Here is an 8,701-nt window from a genome sequence, read left to right on the forward strand (position 1 = left end):
GCGGCGGCGACCTGCGCGGCGGACTCGGGCAGGCCGTCGACGTCGACGACCACGAACCGGCCGGGATGCTCGGCCTGCACGGCCCTGAGCAGTCCCCATACGCCGGCGCCCGCGGGCTCGGGTACGTCCTCGCCGGAGGCCGCCACGGCGCCGCGCGTCACGACCACCAGCAGCGAGTCGGCGAACCGGTCGGCGGCGAGCCAGGACCGCACCAGGTCCAGTGCCGCCGCCGTGGACGCGTACGCGCCACGAACCGGGTCGGGCCCGGTGCCGACGCACTGTGCGATCACCACCTCGGGCACCTCGTCGAGCGCGTCGAGGCCGGGCAGCGGCTCGCTGTCGGCGAGGTCCAGCGGGTCGGCGCCGACGACGACGCTCCGGGGGCTCCGGCCGGGGAGGGCCACGGGTGTCCACGTCATGCGGAAGAGCCGGTCCGGGTGGGCGGTCACCGGCCTGGTGACGAGCGAGCCGACGGACACGACCGGCTGTCCCGACGCGCCGTCGAACGCCCGCAGCGTCACACCGTCCGTGCCCTGGCGGGTGAGGTGAACGCGCAGAGTGCGGGGGGATCCGGGTTCCAGGACGACGTCGCGCCAGGAGAAGGGCAGCGCGAGAGTCTCCGCGCCGGCGGCGAGCACGTGCAGCGCCGCGTCGAGCAGCGCCGGGTGCACGAGGAAGCCGGTGGCGTCCTCGGCCGGCGCCGACGCGACCTCTGCGTAGAAGTCGTCGCCGTCCCGCCAGGCCGCTCGCAGCCCCTGGAAGGCGGGGCCGTAGCCGTAGCCGGCGTCCGCGAGCCGGTCGTAGAAGCCGGCCACGTCCACCGTCGTGGCGCCCGGCGGCGGCCATGTCCCAAGAGCCGTGACGCTCGCGGCGCGCCGGACGGTCAGCGAGCCCTCCGCGTGCCGTACCCAGCCGTTCTCGTCGGTCCGGGACGAGACCGTGACCGTACGGGCGCCGTCCTCGCCGGGCCCCACCCTGACCTGGATCGCGAGGCCCCCGGTGGGCGGCAGGACGCACGGGGCGCTCAGGGTCAGCTCCGCCACCTCGGGACACCCGGCCCGGCGCCCCGCGTACGCGACCAGCTCCAGCAGCGCGGTGCCGGGCACGAGCACCGTACCGGCCACGAGGTGGTCGGCCAGCCAGGGGTGCGTCTGCGACGACACGAGCCCGGTCAGCACGCAGCCCTCGTCCCCCAGGTCCAGGAAGGCCCCGGCGAGCGGATGTCCGCCCGTGTCGAGACCGAGTGCGGCCGGGTCGCCGGTCCGGCCCGCCGCCGGGCGGGCCCAGTACCGCTCCCGCTGGAAGGCGTACGTGGGCAGGTCAAGCCGCCGGCCGCCGGCCAGAGCCGGACGCCAGTCCACCTCGACGCCCCGGACGTACGCCTCGGCGACAGCGCGCAGGAAACGGCCCGTACCGCCCTCGTACTGACGGAGCGTGCCGATCGCCGCCACGTCGGCCCCGGCCGCCTCGGCGACGGACTCCACTCCGACGGTGAGCACGGGGTGCGGGCTCACCTCGATGAAGGTGTCGAAACCGTGTCCGGTCAGATCGCGGACCGCCCGCTCGAAGTCGACCGGCTCGCGAAGGTTCGCGTACCAGTAGCCGGCGTCCAGATCGGTGCCGTCGCGCCAGGCTCCGGAGGTCGTCGAGTAGTACGGAATCCGGCACTCGGTGGGAGCCACGTCGGCCAGGAGCCCGGCCAGCACGTCCCGGACCTGCTCGACCTGGGGGGAGTGCGCGGCGAAGTCGACGCCGGGGACCGGCCAGCGCATGACGCCGGCCTCGGCGAGTTCGGCACCGAGTTCGTCGAGGGCGGCGGTGTCGCCGGACACCAGCACCGTGCTCGGTCCGTTGACCGCCGCGACCGTCAGCCGACCGTCCCACCGGCGTACCCGGTCGCGGACGGACCGGGCGTCGGCGGAGACGAAGAGCATCGCGCCGGCGCCGCGAAGCGCCCGGAGTTCCCTGCTGCGCAGCGCCACCACGCGGGCGCCGTCCGCCATCGACAGCGCGCCGGCCACCACAGCCGCGGCGATCTCGCCCTGGGAGTGGCCCACGACGGCGTCGGGCACCACGCCCAGTGACTCCCACAGCGCCGCCAGCGACACCATCACAGCCCACAGCACCGGCTGGACGACGTCGACCCGGTCGAGGTCCCCGGAGGCCAGTACGTCGGCCGCCGACCAGTCCACGTGGGGCGCGAGCGCGGCTTCGCACTCCGCCATCCGGTCGGCGAACACCGTTGAGGACGCGAGGAGTTCCGTGGCCATGCCGGCCCATTGCGAGCCCTGGCCCGGGAACACGAACACGGTCCGCCGCGCCGCCGCGGCCCCCGCCCCCCGGATGACGTGCGGGGAGTCGTCGCCCAGGGAGAGGGCCCGCGCGCCGCTCAGCAGGTCCTGCGCGCCGTCACCGACGACCACCGCGCGGTCCTCCAGCCCGGCGCGCGCCGCCACGAGGGAGAACCCTATGTCGCGAGCGTCCCGGCCCGCCGCGTACGAGGCGAGCCGGCCGGCCTGTTCCGCCAGTGCCGCACCGCCGCGGGCGGACAGCACCCAGGGAAGGGCGGAAGCCGCCGCGGCCCGGGACGGCCCGCTGTCAGGTTCCGCCTCGGTGACGGGCTCCGCCTCGGCCGCCTCTTCCAGGACGACATGCGCGTTGGTGCCGCTCATACCGAACGACGACACACCCGCGCGACGCGGGCCGTTCTCCCAGGGCCGCGCCTCGGTCAGCAGCCGGACCGCGCCGCTGGACCAGTCGGCGTGCGGGGTGGGCTCGTCCACGTGCAGCGTGGGCGGCATCAGGCGGTGACGCATCGCCATGACCGTCTTGATGACACTGCCGACCCCTGCCGCGGCCTGGGTGTGCCCGATGTTGGACTTGAGCGACCCGAGCCACAGGGGCTGTTCACGGTCCTGGCCGTAGGTCGCCAGCAACGCCCGTGCCTCGATCGGATCGCCGAGCGGGGTGCCCGTGCCGTGCGCCTCGACGAGGCCGATCTCGGCGGGCCGCAGGCCGGCCGCCTCCAGCGCCTGGCGTATCACCCGTTCCTGCGAGGGGCCGTTGGGAGCGGTCAGGCCGTTGGAGGCTCCGTCCTGGTTCACCGCGGTGCCGCGCACCACGGCGAGCACGTCGTGGCCGTTGCGGCGGGCGTCGGACAGCCGCTCGACGAGCAGCATGCCCACGCCCTCACCCCAGCCGGTGCCGTCCGCGGCCGCTGCGAACGCCTTGCACCTGCCGTCCGCCGCGAGCGCGCGCTGCCGGCTGAACTCCACGAAGGCGCCGGGCGTCGCCATGACGGAGACACCGCCGACGAGCGCGAGCGAGCAGTCGCCGTGCCGCAGCGCCTGCATCGCCAGATGCAGAGCCACCAGGGAGGACGAGCAGGCGGTGTCGACCGTGAGGGCGGGGCCGGTGAGGCCGAGCGTGTAGGCGAGACGTCCGGACAGGACGCTCGCCGAGACACCCGTGCCGGTGTAACCGTCGAGTCCGTCGGCCATGGTGACGACCAGGCCGTAGTCCTGCCCGTTCGATCCGACGAAGACCCCGACCCGCTCGCCGCGCACGGTGTCCGGGCGGACGCCCGCGCGCTCGAACGCCTCCCAGGAGGTCTCCAGAAGCAGCCGTTGCTGGGGATCCATGGCCATCGCCTCGCGCGGCGAGATCCCGAAGAAGCCGGCGTCGAACTCGCCGACGTCGTCGAGGAAGCCGCCGGTCCGCACGTAGGCGGTCCCCTTGCCGTCCGGGTCCGGGTCGTACAGGGCGTCCAGGTCCCACCCGCGGTCGTCGGGGAAGCCGGACGTCGCGTCCAGGCCGTCCCTGACGACCTCCCACAGCTCCTCCGGGGAGCTGACGCCGCCGGGGTACCGGCAGGCCATGCCCACGATGGCGACGGGCTCGTGCCACGCCGCGGACAACTCGCGGTTACGCGCCTTGAGCCGTTCGTTCTGCTTCATCGATTCGCGAAGCGCTTCGATGAACTCTGAGGAGTCAGCGTGCACGTCCATCAGCCCTTCACGTGATCCGGGCCCAGGACTCTGCGCAACAGGTCCTCAGGGGCAAGGGAGTCGATGTCGGATTCCTCCGACGGATTGATGCCGGATTCCACCGACGGATCGCGGGCGACCGGTTCGCCGTCCCGGGCCAGCGCGGCGAGGGAGTCCAGCAGACCCGACGCGCGCAACCGGTCGAGCGGGATCGTCGCGAGCAGGCGCCGGATCTCGGCCTCTTCTCCGCTCTCCCCGCTCGTGGCGGCCTCCGCCCCGGGGAACAGGGCCCCTCGGAGGTGCTCGGCCAGTTCGGCGGGCGTGGGATGGTCGAAGACCACGGCCGCGGGCAGGTCCAGTCCGGTCGCGGCGCCGATCCGGTCGCGAAGCTGCACCGCTGCCAGCGAGTCGAAGCCCAGCTCGCGGAAGGCCCGGCCTACGGGAACGCCCTCGGACCCCGCGTGCTGGAGGACCTCCGCGGCCTCCGCGCGCACCAGCGCGAGCAGTGCGGGGCCGCGTTCCGCCGGCGGGAGTCCCTCCGCGCGCCGCAGCCACGAGGACGTGGACGGCCGGGCCGGAGCGTCGGAGAACCCGGACAGCAGGGGGCTGGGGCGGTGGACGGCGAATCCCGCCGCGTACGTCGCCCATCGGACGTCGGCGATCATCGTGCAGGAGTGCTGTCCGCCCACAGCCGCGGCCAGGACCTCCACCGCGCGGGCGGGGTCCATCGGCGGCAGCCCCAGTCGCTCGTTGCGCGGGCCGCTCTCGCCGGCCGACATGCCCTCTCCGGCCCACGGCCCCCAGGCCAGGGAGGTGGCGGGCAGCCCCTGAGCCCGGCGCTGCTGGGCGAGGGCGTCCAGGCCGGCGTTGGCCGCCGCGTAGGCGCCCAGTCCGGCGCTGCCCACCGTGCCGGACATCGACGAGAACAGCACGAAGGCGGAGACGTCACCGCACAACTCGTGCAGGTTGCGGGCGCCGTCGGCCTTGGCGGCGAGGACTTCCGCGAGCCGTTCCGGGGTGAGCGCGTCGAGGGATCCGTACTCGGCCACGCCCGCCGCGTGGACGACCGCGTCGACCGGGTGGGCGGCGAGCAGGTCACGCAGCGCCTCGCGGTCGGCGGCGTCGCAGGCCGCGATCGTCACGGTGACGCCTGACTCCTCCAGTTCGGCGGCCAGTTCACGTGCCCCGGGAGCGGCGGGGCCCCGCCGGCTGATGAGCACGAGGTGCTCGGCGCCGTTACGGGCGAGCCAGCGCGCCGTGTGCCCGCCCAGCGCGCCTGTCCCGCCGGTGACGAGGACCGTGCCGGCGGGTCGCCATCCCTCGCCGTCCGGTGTGACGCGTTCCAGCCGGCAGCCGAACGCGCCGTGCTCCCGGATGGCGACCTGGTCCTCGGTGCCGTCGGCGAGGACGCCCACCAGGCGCAGCGCGGCGGCCTCGTCGAGTTTCTCCGGAAGATCCACCAAGCCGCCCCAGCCACGCGGGTGCTCCAGCGCGGCGGTCCGGCCCAGCCCCCATACGGCGCCCTGTTCGGGTGCGGGCACGCGGTCGGTGTCGTCCACGGCGACGCTCCCCCGGGTCAGGCACCACAACGGCGCGTCCGCACCGGCCCGGACCAGCTCCAGGGTGTCGGCGAGAGGCCCGTCGGCGAGCAGTGACACCAGGCCTGCCGGCCGGGTGCCGCGCACGTCGTCCGGGGAGTGCACGCGTCGCACCCGGGCGCCGTGCGCGCCGAGGGCGTGGTCCACGGCGGTGTCCGTGTGCCCCGGCGGGGCGACCACGATCCAGGTGCCGGACAGGCGGGGCGCGGCGGGTTCCGGCAGCGGTTGCCAGCCGGCCCGGTACCACCAGCCGTCCTGGGCCGCCGGGCCGCTCGGGGAGAGCCAGTACCGGCGGCGCTGGAACGGGTAGAAGGGCAGGTCCACCCGGCGTGCCGTGGGGAACATCCGGCCCCAGTCCACGTCGGCGCCCCCGACGTGCAGCCGGGCGAGCGCGGTTGTCAGAGTGTGCCGTTCGTCGTGGTGGCGGCGCTGCGCGGGGACGAAGGTGGCGCCGGGGACCGTCGCCGGGCCCATCGCCGTGAGCACCGCGTCCGGTCCCACTTCCAGGAACGTCGAGATGTCCTCGTCCTCCAGGAAGCGCAGGGTCTCCATGAACCTGACGGGTTCGCGGACCTGGCGCACCCAGTACTCCGGGTCGGTGACGTCGCCGCGCATCGTCCAGCGCGGCCGTGCGAACGACAGTCCGCGTACGGTCCGGGCGAACTCTTCCAGCATCGCGTCCATGTGGTGGGAGTGGAACGCGTGGCTCACCCGCAGCCGCTTCGGTTCCGGCCACCGGCCCGCGTACGCCTCGACCGTCCCGGCGTCCCCGGAGAGGACGACCGACCGCGGTCCGTTCACCGCCGCGACGCACACCCCAGCGGGCAGGTCCCGCTGGACCTCCGCCTCGGTGGCCCGTACGGAGAACATCTCGCCCCGGGACGTCAGCGCCCCCATCAGCCGGCCGCGTGCGGCCACCAGGGCGCACGCGTCGTCCAGCGAGAACACGCCGGCCGCGTGCGCTGCGGCGATCTCGCCGACCGAGTGGCCCGCCACCGCCGCGGGTACGACGCCCCAGGACCGCAGCAGCCGGTACAGCGCGACCTCGTGAGCGAAGAGTCCGCGCTGCGCGTGCTCCGTCCGGTCCAGTGCCTCCTGATCGTCCATCGGCACCCCGCCCAGCCGGGCGATCACCGCGTCGAACGCCTCGGCGAACACCGGGTACGCGGCGCGCAACGCCTGGCCCATGCCCGCCCGTTGCGCCCCCTGTCCGGTGAACAGCATCGCGAGGCGGCCGGACGCCGCCGAGCCGGTCACCGTGTCGGCCGGTGCCCCGCCCCTGGCCAGCGTCTCCAGTGCGGGCCCGTGTCCGCCCGGTTCGGCGACGACGACCGCGCGGTGCGCCAGGAGCGCGCGCGAAGTGGCGAGTGACAGGGCCACGTCGCGGGCGTCGCGGCCGGCCGGGTACGAGGCGAGCCGGCGGGCCTGCTCAGCGAGGGCCGCCTCGGAGTGGGCGGAGAGCACCCACGGCACGGCTCCGGACGGGGCAGGCGCGGATTCGGGCAGCGCCCGGGGCGCGGGCGCCTGTTCCAGGATGACGTGGGCGTTGGTCCCGCTGATCCCGAAGGAGGACACGCCGGTCCGGCGCGGCCGGTCCGCGCGCGGCCACGCCGTGTGGTCCGTGGCGAGGCGGACGGATCCGCTGTCCCAGTCCACCTGGGAGGTGGGCGCTTCCGCGTGGAGGGAGGCCGGCACCTCGCCGTGCCGCATCGCGAGCACCATCTTGATCACGCCGGCCACTCCGGCGGCTGCCTGGGCATGGCCGATGTTCGACTTCAAGGAGCCCAGGAGGAGGGGGTGTTCGCGGTCCTGGCCATAGGTCGCCAGCAGTGCCTGGGCCTCGATCGGGTCGCCAAGACGGGTGCCGGTGCCGTGTGCCTCGACCACGTCGACGTCGGAGGCGGCGAGTCCCGCGTCGCCGAGCGCCTCCCGGATGACGCGCTGCTGGGCGGGGCCGTTCGGCGCGGTGAGTCCGTTGGACGCGCCGTCCTGGTTCACCGCGGTACCGCGCACCACGGCGAGCACGTTGTGGCCGGCCCGCTCGGCGTCCGAGAGCCGCTCCACCAGGAGCATGCCGGCCCCCTCGGACCATCCGGTTCCGTCGGCGGCCTCGGAGAAGGACTTGCACCGCCCGTCCGGGGCGAGGCCGCCCTGGCGGGAGAACTCGACGAACGCGCCCGGTGTGGCCATCACGGTCACGCCGCCGGCCAGTGCCCGGTCGCACTCGCCCCTTCGGACCGCCTGCACCGCCAGGTGCAGCGCCACCAGGGACGAGGAGCACGCGGTGTCCACCGTCATGGCGGGGCCTTCGAGCCCGAAGGTGTACGAGACGCGGCCGGACGCGAGACTGCCCGCGTTCCCATTGCCGATGTAGCCCTCGTATCCGTCGGGTGCGGCGGTGAAGCGGGCCGCGTAGTCGTGGTGCATCACGCCGACGAAGACCCCTGTGCGGCTGCCGCGGACGGAGGCGGGAGCGATGCCCGCGCTCTCGAACACCTCCCAGCCGGTCTCCAGGAGCAGCCGGTGCTGCGGGTCCGTCGCCATGGCCTCGCGCGGGCCGATGCCGAAGAACTCCGCGTCGAAATCGGCCGCGTCGTAGAGGAACCCTCCGTCGCGCACCGAACTGGAGCCGGGGCGCTCCCCCGTCGCGTCGTACAGCTCCGCCATGTCCCAGCCACGGTCGGTGGGAAAGCCGGAGATGGCGTCGCGGCCCTCTTTCACGAGGTCCCACAACTGCTCGGGGGTGGTGACGCCGCCGGGGAGGCGGCAGGACATGCCGATGATGGCGATCGGTTCCTCGGTGGCTCGGGCCGGCGCGGTCTCCGGCGCAGGGCGCGCGTCCAGGAGACGTTCGTCCAGGTGCGCAGCGAGGACCAGCGGCGTGGGGTGATCGAACACCGTGGTCGGCGGCAACCGCAGATCGGTCGCCGCCCCGACCCGGTTGCGGAGTTCGACGGCGGTCAGCGAGTCGAAGCCGCTCTCCAGGAAGGGGCGGTCGGCGGGGATCCGCTCCGGTCCGGGGTGTCCGAGGACGGCGGCGGCGTGCTTGCGCACCAGGTCGGTGAGGAGCCGGTGGCGTTCACCGCGGTCGGCCCGGGCCAGCCGCTGCCGCAGGGT

The 8,701-nt window shown here is 74.6% G+C and carries 2 protein-coding genes; both read right to left on the minus strand.

The genetic code is table 11. The features are described 5' to 3' along the window. The coding region (locus QR77_RS46470; RefSeq protein ID WP_040019556.1) for a type I polyketide synthase at window positions 1-4,007 on the minus strand (4,007 nt) is incomplete at its 3' end. Then, window positions 4,007-8,701: type I polyketide synthase (locus QR77_RS48200; protein ID WP_040019557.1), on the minus strand; the 4,695-nt coding region annotated here is incomplete at its 5' end. The genes QR77_RS48200 and QR77_RS46470, both read right to left, overlap by 1 nt.

The organism is Streptomyces sp. 150FB, assembly GCF_000818195.1.
In the GTDB taxonomy this organism is placed as follows: domain Bacteria; phylum Actinomycetota; class Actinomycetes; order Streptomycetales; family Streptomycetaceae; genus Streptomyces.